The organism is Rhodococcus sp. 05-2254-6 (genome assembly GCF_002258565.1).
Lineage (GTDB): Bacteria > Actinomycetota > Actinomycetes > Mycobacteriales > Mycobacteriaceae > Rhodococcoides.
Window position 1 is genome coordinate 21,989 of sequence record NZ_NOZF01000134.1, and the last position, 18,243, is coordinate 40,231.

15 protein-coding genes are annotated in these 18,243 nt (G+C 59.1%); 6 read left to right on the forward strand and 9 right to left on the reverse strand.

Annotated elements, in window-relative coordinates:
* Window positions 1–11: 11 nt before the first annotated feature.
* From CH256_RS16735 to CH256_RS16765, 7 genes are all read right to left on the reverse strand, one after another.
* Entirely contained in the window at window positions 12–827 is an 816-nt protein-coding gene (locus CH256_RS16735) for an SDR family NAD(P)-dependent oxidoreductase (RefSeq protein WP_037192127.1), read from the reverse strand.
* Window positions 828–1,294: 467 nt separating this feature from the next.
* The gene (locus CH256_RS16740) at window positions 1,295–1,498 is read right to left on the reverse strand and encodes a cold-shock protein (RefSeq protein ID WP_037192129.1); all 204 of its coding nucleotides are present in this window, start codon (window positions 1,496–1,498) and stop codon (window positions 1,295–1,297) included.
* Between the two features lie 113 nt (window positions 1,499–1,611).
* Window positions 1,612–3,054 (reverse strand): NAD(P)(+) transhydrogenase (Re/Si-specific) subunit beta, encoded by a 1,443-nt coding sequence (locus CH256_RS16745; protein ID WP_037192131.1) that lies wholly within the window; start codon window positions 3,052–3,054, stop codon window positions 1,612–1,614.
* Entirely contained in the window at window positions 3,054–3,380 is a 327-nt protein-coding gene (locus CH256_RS16750) for an NAD(P) transhydrogenase subunit alpha (protein WP_037192133.1), read from the reverse strand. The genes CH256_RS16745 and CH256_RS16750 overlap by 1 nt, the downstream gene beginning before the upstream one ends.
* A gap of 159 nt (window positions 3,381–3,539) precedes the next feature.
* Complete coding sequence (locus CH256_RS16755) at window positions 3,540–4,676, reverse strand: Re/Si-specific NAD(P)(+) transhydrogenase subunit alpha (protein WP_052047776.1); 1,137 nt, start codon at window positions 4,674–4,676, stop codon at window positions 3,540–3,542.
* A 451-nt stretch (window positions 4,677–5,127) separates the two neighbouring features.
* The gene (locus CH256_RS29015; RefSeq protein WP_082323718.1) at window positions 5,128–5,367 is read right to left on the reverse strand and encodes a DUF3263 domain-containing protein; all 240 of its coding nucleotides are present in this window, start codon (window positions 5,365–5,367) and stop codon (window positions 5,128–5,130) included.
* Window positions 5,368–5,501: 134 nt separating this feature from the next.
* Window positions 5,502–6,953 carry an NAD(P)/FAD-dependent oxidoreductase gene (locus CH256_RS16765; RefSeq protein WP_037192135.1) on the reverse strand — a complete coding sequence of 484 codons (1,452 nt, stop codon included), beginning with the start codon at window positions 6,951–6,953 and terminating at the stop codon, window positions 5,502–5,504.
* A gap of 739 nt (window positions 6,954–7,692) precedes the next feature.
* On the opposite strand from CH256_RS16765, the gene CH256_RS16775 reads away from it, so the two are divergent.
* Both CH256_RS16775 and CH256_RS16780 read left to right on the forward strand, forming a co-directional pair.
* Window positions 7,693–8,496, forward strand: a complete 804-nt coding sequence (locus CH256_RS16775; protein WP_306438722.1) for an exodeoxyribonuclease III — start codon at window positions 7,693–7,695, stop codon at window positions 8,494–8,496.
* Between the two features lie 898 nt (window positions 8,497–9,394).
* Complete coding sequence (locus CH256_RS16780; protein WP_037189049.1) at window positions 9,395–10,354, forward strand: alpha/beta hydrolase; 960 nt, start codon at window positions 9,395–9,397, stop codon at window positions 10,352–10,354.
* Window positions 10,355–10,484: 130 nt separating this feature from the next.
* Here the strand turns inward: CH256_RS16780 and CH256_RS16785 are convergent, their stop codons facing one another.
* Window positions 10,485–10,667: a hypothetical protein gene (locus CH256_RS16785; protein WP_052047443.1), complete on the reverse strand. Its 183-nt coding sequence runs from the start codon at window positions 10,665–10,667 to the stop codon at window positions 10,485–10,487.
* Between the two features lie 1,366 nt (window positions 10,668–12,033).
* Here CH256_RS16785 and CH256_RS16795 point away from each other — a divergent pair.
* The 3 genes from CH256_RS16795 to CH256_RS16805 all read left to right on the forward strand — a co-directional run bounded on the left by CH256_RS16795 (window position 12,034) and on the right by CH256_RS16805 (window position 15,731).
* On the forward strand, window positions 12,034–12,789 hold the full coding sequence (locus CH256_RS16795; protein ID WP_094670081.1) for an SDR family NAD(P)-dependent oxidoreductase: 756 nt from the start codon (window positions 12,034–12,036) through the stop codon (window positions 12,787–12,789).
* A 136-nt stretch (window positions 12,790–12,925) separates the two neighbouring features.
* Window positions 12,926–14,305 (forward strand): MmgE/PrpD family protein, encoded by a 1,380-nt coding sequence (locus CH256_RS16800; protein ID WP_037189052.1) that lies wholly within the window; start codon window positions 12,926–12,928, stop codon window positions 14,303–14,305.
* Window positions 14,306–14,384: 79 nt separating this feature from the next.
* Complete coding sequence (locus tag CH256_RS16805; RefSeq protein WP_037189054.1) at window positions 14,385–15,731, forward strand: MFS transporter; 1,347 nt, start codon at window positions 14,385–14,387, stop codon at window positions 15,729–15,731.
* 33 nt (window positions 15,732–15,764) lie between these two features.
* Here CH256_RS16805 and CH256_RS16810 read toward each other — a convergent pair whose 3' ends face one another.
* Window positions 15,765–16,598, reverse strand: coding sequence for an IclR family transcriptional regulator (locus CH256_RS16810; RefSeq protein WP_082323550.1), 834 nt, complete (start codon window positions 16,596–16,598; stop codon window positions 15,765–15,767).
* A 241-nt stretch (window positions 16,599–16,839) separates the two neighbouring features.
* Here CH256_RS16810 and CH256_RS16815 point away from each other — a divergent pair, with 241 nt between their 5' ends.
* The gene (locus CH256_RS16815; protein ID WP_141216754.1) at window positions 16,840–18,225 is read left to right on the forward strand and encodes an MFS transporter; all 1,386 of its coding nucleotides are present in this window, start codon (window positions 16,840–16,842) and stop codon (window positions 18,223–18,225) included.
* Window positions 18,226–18,243: the final 18 nt, after the last annotated feature.

The following is an 18,243-nucleotide window of genomic DNA, read 5'->3' on the forward strand; positions in this document are numbered from 1 at the left end:
GTGACGGCTTGTCAGCGCCGCCGCAGTGCTTGGAGCGCAGGTAGCAGTTGTTGGTAAAGAGGGCCGAGCGCGCGCGTGGTCACGTCGATGAGGCGAGCGTCATTCCCAATTGTCACCTGCGACTTTCCCTTCCACGCACCCGCGATAATCTTGCGGGCGGCCACTTCAGGGGTGGTTCGGGCTACGTGGTTATCGAATAGTTCGGCAGTCCGCGCCTGATCAACTCCGGGTGCCGCCCGTCCCGTCCGCGCGATCGACGTCTTGAGTCCACCAGGGATGACACATGTCGCACGGGCCGTTCGTGATGCGAGCCGCAGCTCTTGGTTTAGGGCCTCGGTGAAACCTCGTACGGCAAATTTGGATGAGTTATACGCCGAGTAGCCGGGTGCAGACATGACACCGAAGGCGGACGACACGTTGATGATTCGACCTCGACGTGACTTCATGATATCCGGCAGAAAGGCGCGAGAGCTGTTCACCACGCTCTCGAAGTTGGTTGCCATCACGAGATCGAAGTCAGCTGGGGGAGTGTCGATGACGTCGCCGCTGTAGAGGATGCCCGCGACGTTGAAGACCGCATCGATATCGCCTAAGGCGGAGCGTGAAGACGCTGCCCACGAGTCGATTTGAGACCGGTCGGCGACGTCTAGACGGGTCACGTGTGTGACGTTGGTGGTAGCCGCACACTGTGACTGGACGTCCAGGAGGGCGTCGAAGTTCTTGTCTGCGAGGGAAAGAGACCAGTTCTGGCTTGCGAGCTGCAACGCAATTTCGCGGCCGACCCCAGAACTTGCGCCGGTGACCGCTGCTCTCCATTCCCGTGGCATCTAACCGCGCCTCCCGCACCTCGCTGCCCTTGGTAACTAGGCACAGTAACGAACTGTCCGCAGTCGCGCTAGCAACCAGCTGGTCTGTATAGCGGTCTGTATCCAGTATCGGACCGGCTCTGTAATCGCCTCGGCAGCCAGCGCAAGAAGCCCGAAGAGGGACCGAACACCAGTTCAGCGCCACTGTTGTCTCGATCGACCTGCTCGCCTTCGACTCTGCCGACAAGCCATGCGAGATCACTACCTGCGGTTACCGCCCGCCGTGGGATGCTGATGTGTTCACACACCCGGAAACGGAAGAGGCAGTGACGCGCGAGTGGCATACACGGGAATGCGAGTGTCTGCAGGAGTTGCCCGTTGGTGACGATCTGACAGCCGCCATGGTGCTGCCGCTCAGGACGGATTGGGTGCGGCCACGTGCGTGCCCAATCATTCGATGCGGTTGCCCTGGTGCGTGTTCCGCGCTATCAGAGGCTGCGAACGCCGGTTGCTTGCGGGCGCTTGATGCCCTGACCGATCTCGAATTCCACGCGCTGACCTTCATCCAGGTTGCGAAAACCTTGCCCCTCGATCTCGGAGTAATGGACGAACACGTCGGATCCGCCACCCTCCTGCTCGATGACGCCGAAGCCCCTCTCCCCGTTGAACCACTTCACGGTGCCGTTCGCCATAACCACTTACCCTTCGTGCTCAAAGTCGCGTCATCACCTTTCGGGTATCTCTGCGGAGTGGTTTAGCACCTCGAAGAGATAGCCGGCCTACATTTCACTTACAACAATGGTGTTTAGAGCGCTTTAAGCTCCTCGATCACAGAGTTGACCGACTTCTTGGCGTCGCCGAACAACATGGAGGTGCGGTCGGCTGTGAACAGCGGGTTGTCGATGCCTGCGTAGCCGGAGCTCATCGAGCGCTTGAGCACGATCACCGAGCGCGACTCGTCGACGTTTAGGATTGGCATGCCATGGATCGGGCTGGACGGGTCGTTGCGCGCGGCCGGGTTGGTGACGTCGTTGGCACCGATCACGATGGTGACGTCGGTGCGTGAGAACTCGCCGTTGATGTCGTCCATTTCTTTCATCGCGTCGTAGTCGACGTCGGCTTCGGCCAAAAGCACGTTCATGTGCCCTGGCATACGGCCCGCTACGGGGTGGATGGCGTATTTCACCTCAACGCCCTTGCTTTCGAGGATTGCCGCCATGTCCTTGACTGCGTGCTGGGCCTGCGCGACGGCAAGGCCGTAACCGGGGACGACGATGACCTGCGAGGCGTAGGCCATCTGGATCGCTGCATCCGCTGCTGACGTTGCTTTGACGACGCCGCCGGATGTGTCTGCTCCGATAGCGGCGTCGGCACCGCCGCCTCCGAACGATCCGAACACGATCGCCGGAATGGACCGGTTCATTGCTGTTGCCATCAGGTTGGTCAGGATCGAGCCCGAGGCACCGACGATCATGCCTGCCACGATCATCGCTGTGTTGTCGAGTGCGAGACCGGCAGCCGCAGCGGAGAGACCTGTCAGAGCGTTGAGCAGCGAGATCACCACGGGCATATCGGCGCCGCCGATCGGGAAGACCACTAACAGGCCCATCAGACCGGCAGCGACGAGCAGCAGCACGATGAACAGGACCGAGGTGCCATGACCCGGGGTGGATTCGATTCCTATGTAGATCGCGACCGCCACGGCGAGTATCAGCAGGACGATGTTGGTCAGCTGGAAGGTTCGTGCGTTCTTGACGAACGCCTTTTCCACGTTCTTGTTGAGCAGTTCCTGCAACTTGAGGAACGCCACCAGCGAGCCCCAGAACGACACCGAACCGATCACGGCAGCGAACAAGGATCCGACGACGATGTGGACCGTCGGTTCTTCACCGTGCTGGAATGCCGAGAATCCGTCGGTCTCGATGAACTCGGCCCACGCGATCAACGCCACTGTGCCGCCGCCGACACCGTTGAACAGTGCCACTAGCTGCGGCATTGCCGTCATCTTGGTGCGCTTGGCCGGTGGAACTCCGAGGAGCACACCGATCGCCAGGCCCGCGGCGATGAGGATCCAGTTGATCGCGGCGGCGTCGCGCACCTCGATCAGCGTTGCAATCACAGCGATTCCCATACCGACGGCGGCGATCCAGTTGCCGCGCACGGCGGTCTTCGGACCGGTCAGACCCATCAGGCCGTAGATGAACATGCCGAAGGCGACGATGTAGAGAATGTTGACAAGGTTGTTCATCAGGAGTCGGCACCCTTCTCGGTCTTGGCGGGCACCGGCTTGGACTTGAACATGCTGAGCATGCGGTCGGTGACCAGGAACCCGCCGACGACGTTGAGCGTGCCGAAGATCAGCGCGACCAACGCAATGATGCGCACGCCCCACGACGCGTCCTCCGGCAAGCGACCGAGGACGATGAGCGCGCCGAGCATGACGATGCCGTGAATGGCGTTGGTGCCCGACATCAACGGCGTGTGCAGAGTGTTGGGAACTTTGGAGATGACCGCGAAGCCGACGAAGCCGGCCAGCACAAGAATCGCGATGTTCGCGAGAAGTGGGGTGTACATCAATACTCACTGTCCGGAATCAGGGAACGCGATGCCGCGTCCAATTCAAGGCTGAGATGCCGAGCTTCGAGGGGCTTGCTGAGGGCAGAAACCAGGTGGCCGACAAGTGACGTCAACCGGTCGGCCATTGCGTTCGCGGGACGTCCGAGAGAAGTCACTTCAGCCAGCATTTGCGGTCTCGCTTTGCTCGTCCGTTTCCGCTCTGGTCACACAGGACTGTGCTATGACCTCGTCGGAGAAGTCGGGTGCGAGGGCACCGTTCTCGTCGAGCAGCAACTCGAGCAGTGCAGATACGTTCTTTGAGTACAGCTCGCTTGCGTGCTCGGGCATCGTTGAGGGCAGGTTCAGCGGCGAGGCGATCGTGACGTCGTGCTTGACGACGGTCTGGCCCGGTTCGGTCAGCTCGCAGTTGCCGCCGGTCTCACCTGCGAGGTCGACGACCACACTTCCGGGCTTCATGCCCTCGACCGCTGCGGCAGTGACCAGACGAGGCGCGGGACGACCCGGCACCAATGCGGTGGTGATGACGACATCGAAGCCCTTGATGGCCTCTTCGAGAGCCTGCTGCTGCTGGGCGCGCTCGTCTTCGGTCAGTTCACGCGCATACCCACCTTCGCCAGCGGCATCGATGCCGAGATCGAGCCACTGAGCACCCACCGAACGCACCTGATCGGCAACCTCGGGACGCACGTCGTACCCGGTCGGTCGACCGCCGAGACGCTTCGCCGTGGCCAGTGCCTGCAGACCGGCGACACCGACGCCGAGCACAAGTACTGTCGCCGGCTTCACCGTGCCCGCGGCAGTGGTGAGCATCGGGAAGAACCGAGTGGACTCCGACGCCGCCAGAATCACTGCCTTGTAACCCGCCACGTTCGCTTGCGAGGACAATGCGTCCATCACCTGGGCACGAGAGATACGCGGAATTGCCTCGACGGCGAATGCCTGCACTCCTGCTGCGGCGAGCGCCTCGATCTTGTTGTCGGCGTTACGAGGTGCGAGGAAGCCGATCAACGTCGTACCCGGCGACAATTTCGCTATTTCGGCGTCGGTGGGAGGGGCAACTTTCACCACCACGTCGGCAGACCACGGGTCGCCGATCTCGGCTCCTGCTTCGACGTACAACTGATCCGGAATGAGGGCGGACAGACCGGCCCCCGACTCGACAACAACCGCCACACCCCTGCCGATCAAGGAGCCAACAATCTTGGGAACCAGAGCCACACGGCGTTCACCGTCCGATGACTCGCGGAGGACGCCGACTTTGGTGTGTCTCGTAATTCTTGGATCAGCGGTCATAGGGTTGCTTTCTGATCAGAGCGAGTTTGTAGAAATGTAGGAACGAAATAATGTTTGAGCGAGCTCATTTAGGCCGGCATATGTCCGCAATGAAGTCAGCGGTCCAGGTATCCACCGTCGACGGGAACATGTGCCCCGGGTTGCGAAGGCCACCGCTGAAATGCACAGGAAGACGATCATGGATGCTTTTCCATTGATCGAGCCAATCGACCTAGCGGCTGGATTGCAGCCGCAGCATCAAGCTTGGCCGGATCTCTGTTCGCGAGGGGCGGACGGTCCAAATATCTGGTACCCACGGAATTGACTAAGATGTTATTGGCTGTGTCGTCCAACGCTGCCGTTCGAGACAGACCGACGAGGGCATGTTCCGACGCAACGCATGTAGTGTGTGCAAGGAGGCAGAGAGTCCAGCGTGAAATATTGTGCGAGATCTGGTGTGTGCTGAATTGACTTACTTTCGCAGTCGTCGAACCTGTGCAAGATGTGAATTGCACAGTCGATATAATTCGATCACTTTTGTCTCGTTCAGATCTTGCGGACGCGCTCCGGAATCAAGAAACGCCTGCAAGCGTGAGTAGAATTGCACAGCCGATAGTCCGAATCCAACCATAATGTCTTCGTCAGACCCCCCTCCCCACGGGAGCCACTTTAAAGCGAAATCCAAAATAGCTCTGTCTGATTTCAGGAGCATGTTTACTCTTTCGGGTCATAGTTTCATAAAATCGATCAGAAATGTGCGAAGTCCGACCGATCAACGGCAAATGCTTTACCTCTTCCGAGAGCTTGCAGTACTGCATTCGGCGGAATCGTGCGTGTTTCTACTGGTTACGCGCGGGTCGCTTGCAGTGGGTGCGCGGCGAGCGCCGGTTCCGGTGCGGTGACTTCGATGCCTGCATCGCTCGTATCCGGCGCGTTGAAGTAGACCATTGCTGCCCTCGCCTCGACCTGCTGTTCGGTCACTGCGAGCTGACCTCGCCCCTTGGAGAAGAACGCCGTCAGCCAGGAGATCACGGTGGTCAGTCGGCTGCGGAAGCCGACGATGTAAAGCAGGTGGACGAGCAGCCACATGACCCAGGCGATGAACCCGGTGATCTTGATCGGACCGACTTGCGCGACGGCGCTGAAACGAGACACCGTGGCCATCGAGCCCTTGTCGAAGTACTTGAAGTCACTGCGCGCAGGCATTTTTCGGCCCGCCCGTACAGCTTCGACGCCATCTTCGATGACCCGTGCAGCATAACGTCCGCCCTGAATAGCAACCTGCGCGACACCGGGGAGCTTGTCGAGACTCATCATGTCGCCGACCACGAACACCTCTGGATGACCGGGAAGCGTGAGGTCCTTGCCCACCAGCACGCGCCCGGCACGGTCGACCTCGGCTCCAGACTGATCGGCGAGTTGCTTGCCGAGGGGGCTGGCGGCAACACCGGCAGACCACACCTTGGTGCGCGCCGAGATGCGTCGGATCGTTCCGTCGGCGTGCTTGACGGACAGACCGTCGGCGTCGACATCGGTGACCATCGCCCCGAGCTGAATGTCCACGCCCACCTTGGACAGCCGCTTCGCGGCGGCCTGACCGAGGGAATCCGCGAACGGCGGCAACACCTTCGGGGCCGCGTCGAGCAGAATGATGCGCGCGTTGCGGCTGTCGATGTGGCGGTAGGTGCCGTCGAGGGTCTTGTGTGCGAGTTCGGCGATCTGGCCTGCCATTTCGACTCCGGTAGGTCCGGCACCGACGACGACGAAGGTGAGCAGCCTTTCGATCTCGGCTGGATCGGTGGCGGCTTCGGCTTGATCGAATGCGCCGAGGATGCGTCCGCGTAGTTCGAGGGCGTCGTCGATGGTCTTCATTCCGGGTGCGTACTCGGCGAAGTGGTCGTTGCCGAAGTAAGACTGGCCCGCGCCCGCGGCGACGATGATGCTGTCGTACTCGGTGACGGTGATCCGCTCGAGGAAGCGTGAGGTGACGACCTTGTTATCGATGTCGATGGTGGTGACGTCGCCGAGGACGACCGACGCGTTGTGCTGGTTCTTGAGGATCAGCCGTGTCGATGGAGCGATCTCGCCCTCCGAGAGGATGCCGGTGGCCACCTGATAAAGCAGGGGCTGAAAAAGGTGGTGGGTGGTCTTCGCGATGAGAGTGACGTCCACATTGGCCTTACGCAACTGTTTCGCCGCGAACAATCCACCGAACCCGGAGCCGATGATGACGACGTGGTGTCTGTGGATGCGCTGCGCGAGAGCAGGGGTGAGCTCGGGCGTGTCAGATACGAGAATCGTGGTGTCCTTCCATATCCGGGACGGGGATACGGCTGTCGAGCATTCGCCGAATCAGGAAACCGTCGGGGTCACTACTGTGCGCATCCGCTGCAGTGGTAGGTGCTGTCACAGATACGCCTTCTTTATCCACCATCCGGCGAGTCAAGTCCAATATCGAAACTCGATACCGCTTATTGATCTCAGCAATTCAGACTGATGCAGAAGCTCTTGCCCGCGACCACGGTGCCTCGAGATCTCGAGCTGGTACTCGATGACAGAGACTGTCCCACGCGTTTTAACCAGCCCCGGCGCGGGGTGCCCTGTACTTCGTGTTCCAATGGCCAGACGCCGTAGCGAAACGGATCGCTTAGCGTGGCCTGGGGACTCGAGCTGGAATCAACTAATACGGGTATGCCGTTTCGGGTCAAGACCATGACGGAGCAGAAGATGGTTGCGTCTAGGCGTACGTGTAACGAGTGCCGGTGGTCGTTAGGTGCCGTCGACGACGACGTGCAGCGTTGCGAAGGCTGTGTTCGGCGGCATCGGGTAGCTATCCGCCTGGGTTGCAGTCGTGGACGGTTCGGCCCTCGGATCGGTACCGAACAGGATTCTCGTCGCGGTACGACGTGAGTCGAATGAATCTGGGCAGTCCGCTCGGTGATGGATCGATTGTCGGATGCGAAAGTGCACTAGGGTTCACCCATCAACTCGACGAGAAGACGGCAATGCAACTTTGGTGAGGTGAACAGAAATTCGTGTGAGCACATGGAACGTCAATTCCATCAGGCAACGACGAACTCAGTTCGTCGATTGGCTCGATTTGCGGCGACCCGATGTAGTTTGCTTGCAGGAAACCAAGGTCTCGGATACTGATTTTGCAAATTTGCTCGACGTCGATTTGTCTGAACGTGGATACGGGTACTCGCATACAGGGGAGGGTGGGCGAAACGGCGTAGCCCTCCTCTCTCGTGTCGGACTCGATGACGTTGCATCGGGATTGGCGGGTTCGCAAGGTAGGGCCGTCATGGCTACGTGTGCCGGGGTGAGCTTTCATTCTCTGTACGTTCCCAGCGGGCCTGGCGATGCGTCTCCCAAACATCGTTACAGGCTCGAATGGCTGGCTGCCTTGTGCGAACTGGTTGCAACTGGTCCGGATACGGTGGTGCTGGCAGGCAACCTGAATGTCTCGCCGTCTCTGCTTGATGTGTACGGACCCGAGGCCTTCGAGGTCGGCGTGGCGGCTACCGAAGAAGAAGCCGCTGTCGCTCTGCGACTGACGTCTTTGGGGTTGCACGATGTGGTACGTCAGCGGTGGCCTGACGAGCGTGTGTTCACCTATTGGGATTATCGAGCCGGAATGTTTCACAAGAATCTTGGGGTGCGTTACGACATCATCCTGTCGGGTGCTCCTGTGGCACAACGCGTGTGTGCGGCCTGGGTAGATCGCGGTGCCCGAAAAGGATCACGACCCAGCGACCACGCCCCAGTGCTGATGGACCTGGATGTGGCTCCCGATGGAGACCTCGGTCCGATGGTCCCACCCCCTTCGGGCGCAAGGTGAAGCTGCCGTTGCACAGCGGACTCTATCCTGCAGCACCGCACGGAGACCGACGTCAAGGAGAAGTTACTCTTTTTGCCTATAAGTCGTATTGCCTTTCGATACTGGACTTGGCTCTAGGAAAGCTGTCAAATTGGTCCGAGGTCGTTCTTGGAAGTCCGATCTCCGACCGTCAGCCGATACTCACACGATCTCGAAAGCAGCTGAATGACCACGAACACGAGAGGAACGATCGCAGAAGACTGTCAGGTCTCAGGGCGTTACGGCTCGGGTCCGAACCGCAGCTGTATCCACGTGATCAGCGATGGGGCAGCAGACTGCTACCCGATGACATGCCTCGTTCGCCTAATGCAAGGCGGGGATATTCTGGTCCTGGACGATGATCATGTGCGGGTAGGTTCGTATGCGTCTGGAACGTGGACAATCGATGTCAAGCAATCCGGAACGGTCCGCAGGAATGATGCGGACGCCGTGACCTAATAACGGTCCGCCTCGGCGAGGAATTCTGTCGGGATATTAGCGTCAACTTCATCGATCGGTAGACATCTGCTTCATCCGACATACGGTTCATGTGTGCACTTTCCAGCCGGCTATGCCACTCGATCCTCACCCCAGCCGAGACTGCGACCTCGTCGCGGCGTAGCCCCGCACCAGCACGGAGTCAACGTCCTCGGAGCCTAAACGAGCCCGCCGCGTCGTCAGAAAGCTCTGCACGGCAAATCTGTTTTCTACCTCGTCCACCTGTCCACAACACGGCGAGCTTCGTATCAGCGGGGTGTGTCGGGCACCCCCCCGTAGTCCCGGCCTGCCTCCCCACTCGAAACCACGCTTGCTCGTTCACTATCGCTGGTCAGTCGGGTCTGGCTGATCGGAACCCGATCAAGAAGGAGCTCTAGTCGCCATGGCACAAGAAGAAGGCGATCTCACGTTCTCTCCATCGACCGAGGTCACGCGAACTCCCGTTCGGTACAAGAACCGATACGGGATCGTCATCGCCGCCGACCTGTACACGCCGAAGGACGTCGACAGGTCGGTTCCGCAATCGGCAATCGTGATCGGACCGCCTTATGGTGGAGTGAAAGAGCAGAGCCCCGGTGTGTACGCCAATGAACTCGCCAGACGCGGGTTCGTCGCCCTTGCATTCGATCCCTCCTTCAATGGGGAAAGCGGCGGTGAATCACGGCACGCGTCGTCGGCCGAAATCTTTGCTGAGGATTTCAGTGCAGGAGTCGACTATCTGGGATCGCTCGGCTACGTCGACCGCAACCGAATCGGTGCTGTCGGCATTTGCGGAAGTGGGGGCTTCGCGCTGAACGCAGCCCAGGTCGACCCTCGAATCAAAGCTGTTGCAACTTCCGCGTTATACGACATCAACCGCATCGCGCGAGGCGGATGGCTCGACTCCCAAACCGACCAGGAGCGTCGGGCAGCACTGCAAGCCATCGCCGCGCAGCGCTGGTTGGACGTAGATTCAGGTGAGCCGGCGCTGACGCCGGTCTTTCCCTCCGAGTTCAATCCCGACGCCGTCGATCCGGTCACGGCGGAATTCCACGAGTACTACGTGACCGACCGCGGTCGCCACCCTCGGTCGATCGGCGGATTCACTGTCACAAGTAGTCCCTCGCACATCAACTTTGGCGCGTTGGCTCATTTGCCGGACATCTCGCCGCGGCCGATCCTGTTGATCACAGGCGAGCATGCTCACTCTCGATACTTCAGTGACACAGTCTACGAGCAGGCTGCCGAGCCGAAGGAGCTTGTCGTGGTCCCTGGCGCTCGACACATCGACTTTTACGATCGCACAGACCTCATCCCGTTCGACAAGATTTCACAATTCTTCAGCGAAAGCTTTGTCCGATAATCCACTGACGACCGGCGCGTCGATCTGGTGCGGGAAGCGCGACGCGTTCATGTGGTGGTCGCAACGAGCCCTCGTCTCTCCTGCTCCTCGAACGGAGTAGCCCATCCCAGGGCTGCGCGGGTGCGGGGGTTCAGTAGGACCGCGACCACGTCGGATCGCTCGGGGTCGTGCGCTGACAGGTCGGTACCTTTTTGACGTACTGACGGAGCAGACCGTTGGTGTTCTCGTGGGTGCCCCTCTGCCACGGGGAGTGCGGATCGCAGAACTGGATCTGCGCTCCCGTGGCGATTTTGATCTCGGCATATCTGGCCATCTCCCCGACCCTGATCCCTGCCAAGCGAAGGGTCCAGGTTCGCAGGCAGTTCCGCGATCTTTGCCCTCATCGCATCATTGACCCACGACGCCGAATAAGCGATGGGCAATACACAAACATCACCACTTGCGTCCAGATCGTCGACCCGCCCTTGGTCTCGATGATCAGATCATCCTCCTAGTGGCCGGGAACGCTTCGATCGGCGACATCGGCGGGCTGGTCGGAGATGTTGAGCATCCGCGGGATTCGCGCTCGGTGGTACGCACGTGCGTAAGTTTCACAGGTTCGCCCGTCAGGGGATTGCCTGCGCAGCTCCTTGGGCTTCCGGCTTCACTTTGACCATAGCGGGTTCGGTAGATCGTTTCGTGCGATGCACGCACCTTCGCCGAGTGGGGAACTTCCTTCCTCAATGTCGCCGAGATCTGCTCGGCGAGTTCTCCATTCGAGAAGCACCTGCACCCGTTCCCGAAGCAGCTGGTCGATGCCAGCTACGAGATTTTGGGTTGTGACTGACTTACGGGCAGCACGCTGGGCCCGGTGATCCTTGCGAGGACCACTGAATAGCTGTGCTGTTCGAATTCTCGAATCAGGATCGGCGCTGCTGGGTCCAGGCGCGGCGCGATGGCGGGCATTGTCCACTCGTCCCGGACGCCGTTGGCGATGAACTCCAGTTCCTCGAACGACAAGAATCGGCCTCTCGACCGAGGCGTCGACCGCGGCCGCACACCAGTGCTACGCAGTGACCAGAGCGGCATCCGAACCTGACGTGAGAAACCGGGTGAATCAACACGCATATTCGCAGGTATCAGGCACGTTGCGACCGCCGCTCGAGTCCGCCCGCAGCTGCGCTGTGTTCCCGGGGGGAGGCGGGGCAGAACGGATCCGGTTCGCCCGGATGCGTACCCCGGACCGAGGCTTCGCGGCCGTCGCTGTGGATTCTTCGCGTTGTTGAGAGACAGCTTGAAATGTCAGCGAGGCCGTGTAACCCGGGCTGGGGTGAATACCGGACGTCACCGATGGTCCTCGATGTGGTTCAGGCGCATAACTGCATCGTCATCGTTGCCTGACCGAAGTCGGCTTATGCCAACCCCAGGAGAACTCGCCGATTGTTGTCGACCCCGACGGATTTGCCGAAACGAGCTGCCCTACAACGCCAGTGCCGGCAAGCGCGGGACCTCTGCCCAGTCGACCTGCTGGCGCTGGTCGTGGTTCTCGATCTGAAGCGACCGCCCCAGCCGGAGGGTTCACGGGCCTTGACGGCATCCTCTATATATGAAACGCTCTTTCATGTACGAAAGTGCGTCTCATCACATCCAACGTCAGGTGTGAGCTTGAGCGCCTCTGCCGATCAGTAGGAGATTGAGTGATGTTGCGATTTGAAGGACGGACTGTCGTTGTGACAGGCGCGGGTAGCGGAATTGGTGCCGCGACCTCGGCTCGGTTGATCGACGAGGGTGCGACCGTTGTCGTCGTGGACGTGACGCAGGAGGCGGTAGACGCGGCAATCGCCAACGTGTCCAACGCAGACCGCGTGCACGGAGCGGTGCTGGATGTCTGCGACCACGCCGCAGCCGTGAATCTTCTCGACACGACGCGACAGAAGCTCGGCGGTATCAATGGGCTCGTCAATTGCGCCGGAATCACCGGTGCAGGAACAATCGTCGACCTTGACCCTGAGGCGCATCGCAAGATCATGTCTGTCAATCTTGACGGCACAATAAACATGTGCCAGGCCTTCGTGCTGGCCGTGAAGGACGCCCAGGGACCGCGGGCGATCGTGAATATCTCCTCAGGGGCAGGCATTCTCGGTGTGCCGAACCGGCTCTCGTACGTCGCGTCTAAGTTCGCGATCTCCGGAATCACGAAATCGATGTGCCCTGAGTTGGGACCGTTAGGGATACGCGTCAATGCGGTGGCCCCCGGAATGACCAGAACACCGCTCACCGACTACATGATGAACGACCCGGTGAAGGCTGCACCGATCAACGCAAAACATCCAATTGGTCGAATCGGTTATCCCGAAGAAATTGCGGCGGCGATCGTTTTTCTGCTCAGCGATGACGCCAGCTTCATGACGGGCTCAGTCGTTTCGGTGGACGGCGGACAGACCGCTTGCCTCTAGGGGCACAGAAGTGGTGGTGCTTGGTCACCACCGACACTTTGTATCGGCGGCCTGCTGTTTCGAGATCTGCATTGCCGTCGAAACGGCCACCCCGATAACCCGAAAACACCAATCACTTAATTGGAGAAAACTGACGATGACGAATCGTGACCTCTCTCAGGACCTTGCAGAGTTCGCTGCAAACACCCGATATGTGGACTTGCCGCTTGGCGCGGTCGAGGCCGCCAAGAAGAGCATTCTCGACACAATTGGAGTAATTCTGGGCGCAAGTGGAATGGAGCCCGCTGTCAGACCGATCGTCGAGCTTGTCACCGATGCGGGTGGTAAGGAAGAAGCAAGCATCCTCGGCTTTGGTGGCCGCGTCCCCGCCGCGGCCGCGGCCTTCGCGAACGGCACTCTCGCACACGGTCTCGACTACGACAGTCAGACTCCGTGGGGTGCGCACCCGGACAGCTCACTTGTGCCGGCTCTCCTCGCTCTGGCCGAACGCAAGGGCTCCGTGACCGGCAAGGACCTCATCACTGCGGTGGCGATCGGGCAAGAGTTGTTCATCCGGCTCCGTTGCAATGTCGGATGGAACATGGACTGGAATCTGTCGAGTGTCGTCGGGACGTACTCGGGCACTGCCGCCTGTGGCTCCTTGATGGGGCTGACCGCAGAGCAAATAGCCCACTCGTTGGGCATCTCGAGCCTCACCGCGGGCGGCACCATGGAGCAGATATTCGGTGTCGGTAGCGATGTCCGTGGTCTGTACGCGGGATTCATTGCTCAAAGCTGTGTGAATGCAACTCTCCTGGCAGGGAAGGGTATGCATGGAATGCAGAACCTCTTCGAGGGGGAGGCCGGAATTTTCAATGTCTACTTCGGTGGCAATTTCGACCGTGCGAAAATGCTTGCGGGCCTGGGAGTCGACTACCTGAGCGAAGGCATGACGTACAAGTACTGGCCAGCGGTCGGAAACGCGCACACATACATTCATGCCGCAATCGAGCTGGTACGCGAAAACCCCTTCGACGCTGCCGACATCGCCGAGGTCAGAGTGTACGTGGGCAACTTCGCAGAACGGATGGCTCTCCCACTCCACGCTCGACAAGCACCTCAAACCATGATGGACGCTAAGTTCTCGCTACCGTTCACAGTCGCAGTAGCACTGGTGAAGGGATCGATGCTTCTGTCCGACTTCTCTATTGACACTTTGAAAGATGCTGAAGTCCTTTCGGTGGCGAGCAAGGTGGTTCCGGTACAGGATGCCGAACTCAACTGGGATCTGAAATTGCCGGATGGCAAAGTTGAGGTGCAACTTCGAAACGGACAAATCTTTACCCGCCGGGGTTCCGATGTTCCAGGCACGCCGGAGCGACCGATGACTGTAGAAGAGCTGGCCAAGAAGTTCGATGACTGTGCACGTGTGTCTATTCGGCCATTACCGACGGATGACATCGACCGCGTGACGACCCTGCTCTGGGGGTTGGAGGAGTGCAACAACCTGACCGAAATCATCGAGCTCGTTCGCTGAGCGGTCGTTGTCGTAGAAGTATTGATTTCCTAAATTCCTGTTCAAACCATTCTGGTCCAATCAAGATGGAGGTAGCGCGGTGACTTCAAATCCTCAGCCGGTAAGTTCGCCGGTCGACGGCAAGGCCGTTGTCAGAAAAGTACGCAAGACGATCCTGCCGATTGTCTTTCTGCTGTATGCGTTCAACTATATGGATCGTTCATCGATCAGCTATGCCCAACTCACGATGGGTAGTGAGCTCGGCATCGATGTGGCAACCTACGGTGCAATTGCGGCAATTTTCTTTCTCGCTTACGTGCTCTTGGAAGTTCCGAGCAATATCATCCTTGCTCGGGTCGGTGCGAGGGTATGGCTGGCGCGGATCGCGATTACCTGGGGCTTGGTCACTGTTGCAACCGGATTTGTACACTCCGTTACCCAACTGTACGTCGCACGAATTTTGCTCGGCATCGCTGAAGCGGGGTTGTTCCCGGGGCTGATTCTGTTTTTGACGTTTTGGTTCCTCAACAACGATCGCGGCCGCGCGATAGGTGTGATGGCACTTGCAATGCCGTTCGCCCTCATCGTCGGTAGCCTCAGCGGTGGGCTAATTCTCGATCACGTCGAATGGTTCGGGCTCAGTTCGTGGCGCTGGATCTTCATTCTGCAAGGTTTGCCCCCCGTACTGCTCGGAGTGTGGATCTTGCTGACGTTGGCGGACCGTCCGAATAAAGCGAAGTGGCTCAACGACGATGAGAAAAATTGGCTGGAGACTTCGATTGCGGACGAGTACGCGGCAATGCCGGACGACGATCAGGAGCACTCGAGCGAGCTCAAGACACTGAAGAATCGCAAGGTTCTCTACCTCGGACTCATCAATGCCCTTGCCGGAGTTGCCACGTACGGCATGACGTTCTTTCTCCCGCAGGTTGTGTCCCAGCTGAATCCGCAATATTCACCCACCAGCATCGGAATTTACGGAGCTATTCCGTACGTCTGCGGTGCCATCGTGATGTTGCTCTTGGTTCGGTACGCCGATATTAGCGGTCGACGAAAGCCGATTGTTCTGCTCTGCTTTGCCACTGCGATAGTAGGTCTTGTCACAACGGGTGTCTTCCGAGACTCGCCGCTGTTGGGGATGATCGGATTGATACTGCTTGCATGCGGCGTCATCGGGAACATTCCGACGTATTGGGCCTTGATCAGCGAGGTTCTGACCAAGCGCCAAGCCGTTGTCGGTATTGCAGTGATAAACTCGCTCGCCTCCGCAGGCGGATTTTTCGGACCGTTCCTCATCGGTAAGATCGCGACCCCCGGCGACATCATCGTCGGAATGAGCGTCCCGTTGGTTGCACTATCTCTCGCCTTCGTTCTATTGCTTTTCGTCAAGGTTCCGCAGCGAGACTCCTCGCGCAGTAACCGGATCGAAAAGGCGCAGCGGAGGTGAGCGGATTTAGTTGAATCGGTATCCGATTAAAGGTCAGTGTTTCCAGCTTGCTCCAGCTCCCATTCTGCGGGAAAGGCTTTCGCAAGTCTGTACCAACAACGACCGAGCATGGTCTGGATCTACATTTCCGGTTCCCGTCAGTCGGTGTATGAACGGGGTAGTCATCGCAGCCACGGCATTGCCGGTGAAGTCGAAGACAGGTGCAGAAATGTTGGTGATACCTTCGATCGTAAGGGATCTGCCTTGACAATAGCCTGCTGCCCGTACCTGGGCGAGATCTGCTAGAAACCTGGTGCGTTGGTCATTGTCACCGGGCCCGGCAAGGGTAAGTAAAATTTCGAGGTCGCCGGGATCCATTTGCGAGGCAAGTACCCGGCCGGATGCGGAATTATCGATCGGAATGAGCGCACCCAGCCGAACGGTGTGCACGTTGGTATCGGGGCAATCGACCTGAGCGACGACGAGTAATTGACCAGAATGAAGGATGCAGAGGTGAATGCTCTGGCCGATACGATTGGCAAGCTTTTGCATCTCGCTCCCTGCAATTGCAGTGAGACGCTGAATGGTAGGGGTGCGGTGCGCCATCTCGAACAACTTTGTCGTCAGTCGGTATCGGTCGGCTTCATCGACCTGGACGTAGTCTCGCTCGCGCAGCACCATCAGAACTCGGAAGATCTCAGATGTCGTTCTTCCCAGTTGCTTACCGATTTCGGCCTGAGCAAGACCGTCTTCGGTTGAAGCGAGAAGCTCGAGAATGTCGAGACCCTTCGCCAGGGCGGGCGCTCGGTACTTCTGATCCTGTGCTTCTGCGCTCAATTTCCTAGCCCAACTTTCGCGGTAGTCGTCGTGATTTCCGAATAGTTTCATATATGAAACGTCGGGTCAAGAAGCATCGCGAAGATACGCGGGCAATAGGAAGTGGCTATCTGGGTGTTCGGATGTCGGTATTGGACGTGGGTCTACGGACAGGGGTTAATGGGATCAGGGGAGTTGTGATCGAAGCAACATCGATACCAAAACCTGATCAGCTATTCCGCATCGGGACGTTCAGGCCCCGGTCCACCGCAGTGACCGCCTGGCGACTCAATGGAGAGATTCGGAGAATGAAGTGACCACAGGTAGTCAACCGGAGTCGGCGGTTCCTATCCCGGCCGCGCGTACGCATCCCAGAACGATGGAGACTCGCGCCGTCGTGAGTGGCACGCTGGGGTCTGCTCTGGAGTATTTCGATTTTGCCGTGTACGGCGCTCTCGCCGCAACACTGTTCCCGGTCCTGTTCTTCCACAGTCTGGGGTCCACTGGTGCGCTCCTGGCGTCGTTCGCGACGTTCGGCGTCGGGTTCGTCGCACGACCGGTAGGTGCGGTGGTATTCGGCCATCTCGGTGATCGACATGGGCGTAAGCCCGTTTTGTTCGCCACGCTGATTCTCATGGGCGGCTCGTCGATCCTGATAGGTTTTTTGCCGACGGGACAGGGGTTCGGTATTGCCGCTGTGCTCGTGGGTCTCAGGTTCGTTCAAGGATTCTCGTTGGGCGGCGAAGCCATCGGAAACCAACTCATGACGATGGAACACGGCGACAAGAGCCGGCGAGGACTACTGGGCTCGTTCATCATCGTTGGCTCGCCGGTCAGTCAGGTACTCGCGAACCTCGCCTTGGTCGTTCTCAGTGCAACACTCAGCCAGGAGCAATTCGAGTCGTGGGGTTGGCGGGTGCCGTTCCTCGGCAGCATCCTCATCGTCGTCGTAGCTGTCTTCATTCGAACGAAGCTCGAGGAAACCCCGGCGTTCGTCGTCAACAGTACTGTCGAGCAAAAGATCGAGAAGTCGCGCAGTGCCGGACTGTCGGTCTTGAAGACGCACCCCCGCAAGGTGTTCATGCTGACTCTGGCCTGGGGCGGTTCGTCACTTAGTTTCTACTTGATCGCGGTGTACGGGCTGAGCTACCTTCCGAGTGAGACGGGGATGTCCTCGCAGACGGCGTTCGTGATCCTGATGACTGCCAACGGCGTATCGATCCTCTTCTCGATCGCCGGTGGATGGGTGTGTGACCGCATCGGACGTAGAAAAGTCTTCTACATCGGACTTGCAAGCTGCTTCGCCGGAATCTTGCTCTTCTTCACCCTTGCCAGCGCGAACGCACTCGTCACAGGCTTGATAGTGACCTTGGTCTTGTGCTCCATTCAATTCCTCAGCGGCGCTCAGCCTGCACTGTTCGCGGAGCAGTTTCCGACCGAGGTGCGCTTCTCAGGCGCTGCCATGTCGCATACGTTCGCCAACCTGATCTTCTCGGCCCCGGCACCATTCGTTGCAGCAGCTCTCGCCGCCGTAGGTGGCACAAGCTTGGTGATGGTGTTCACTTTGGCAGTGATTGTCGGATCCGTATACGCGGTGTCCAATCTCGACGAGGGCCGTCACATCGAGCTGGCCGAATACACGACCGACGGAGTTGCCGCCACAGTGCACGGTGCAGCCGGAGCTCGACCTGCGCTGTGATCGAACTCGCATGGGCAT

What these genes read in the sequence shown, in the direction of transcription:
- CH256_RS16810 (WP_082323550.1), bottom strand. Translation starts at nt 16,598, where the DNA reads ATGAAACTATTCGGAAATCACGACGACTACCGCGAAAGTTGGGCTAGG.
- CH256_RS16785 (WP_052047443.1), bottom strand. Translation starts at nt 10,667, where the DNA reads ATGGCCAGATATGCCGAGATCAAAATCGCCACGGGAGCGCAGATCCAG.
- CH256_RS16740 (WP_037192129.1), bottom strand. Translation starts at nt 1,498, where the DNA reads ATGGCGAACGGCACCGTGAAGTGGTTCAACGGGGAGAGGGGCTTCGGC.
- CH256_RS16750 (WP_037192133.1), bottom strand. Translation starts at nt 3,380, where the DNA reads ATGTACACCCCACTTCTCGCGAACATCGCGATTCTTGTGCTGGCCGGC.
- CH256_RS16795 (WP_094670081.1), top strand. Translation starts at nt 12,034, where the DNA reads ATGTTGCGATTTGAAGGACGGACTGTCGTTGTGACAGGCGCGGGTAGC.
- CH256_RS16745 (WP_037192131.1), bottom strand. Translation starts at nt 3,054, where the DNA reads ATGAACAACCTTGTCAACATTCTCTACATCGTCGCCTTCGGCATGTTC.
- CH256_RS16780 (WP_037189049.1), top strand. Translation starts at nt 9,395, where the DNA reads ATGGCACAAGAAGAAGGCGATCTCACGTTCTCTCCATCGACCGAGGTC.
- CH256_RS16735 (WP_037192127.1), bottom strand. Translation starts at nt 827, where the DNA reads ATGCCACGGGAATGGAGAGCAGCGGTCACCGGCGCAAGTTCTGGGGTC.
- CH256_RS29015 (WP_082323718.1), bottom strand. Translation starts at nt 5,367, where the DNA reads ATGCTCCTGAAATCAGACAGAGCTATTTTGGATTTCGCTTTAAAGTGG.
- CH256_RS16755 (WP_052047776.1), bottom strand. Translation starts at nt 4,676, where the DNA reads ATGACCGCTGATCCAAGAATTACGAGACACACCAAAGTCGGCGTCCTC.
- CH256_RS16800 (WP_037189052.1), top strand. Translation starts at nt 12,926, where the DNA reads ATGACGAATCGTGACCTCTCTCAGGACCTTGCAGAGTTCGCTGCAAAC.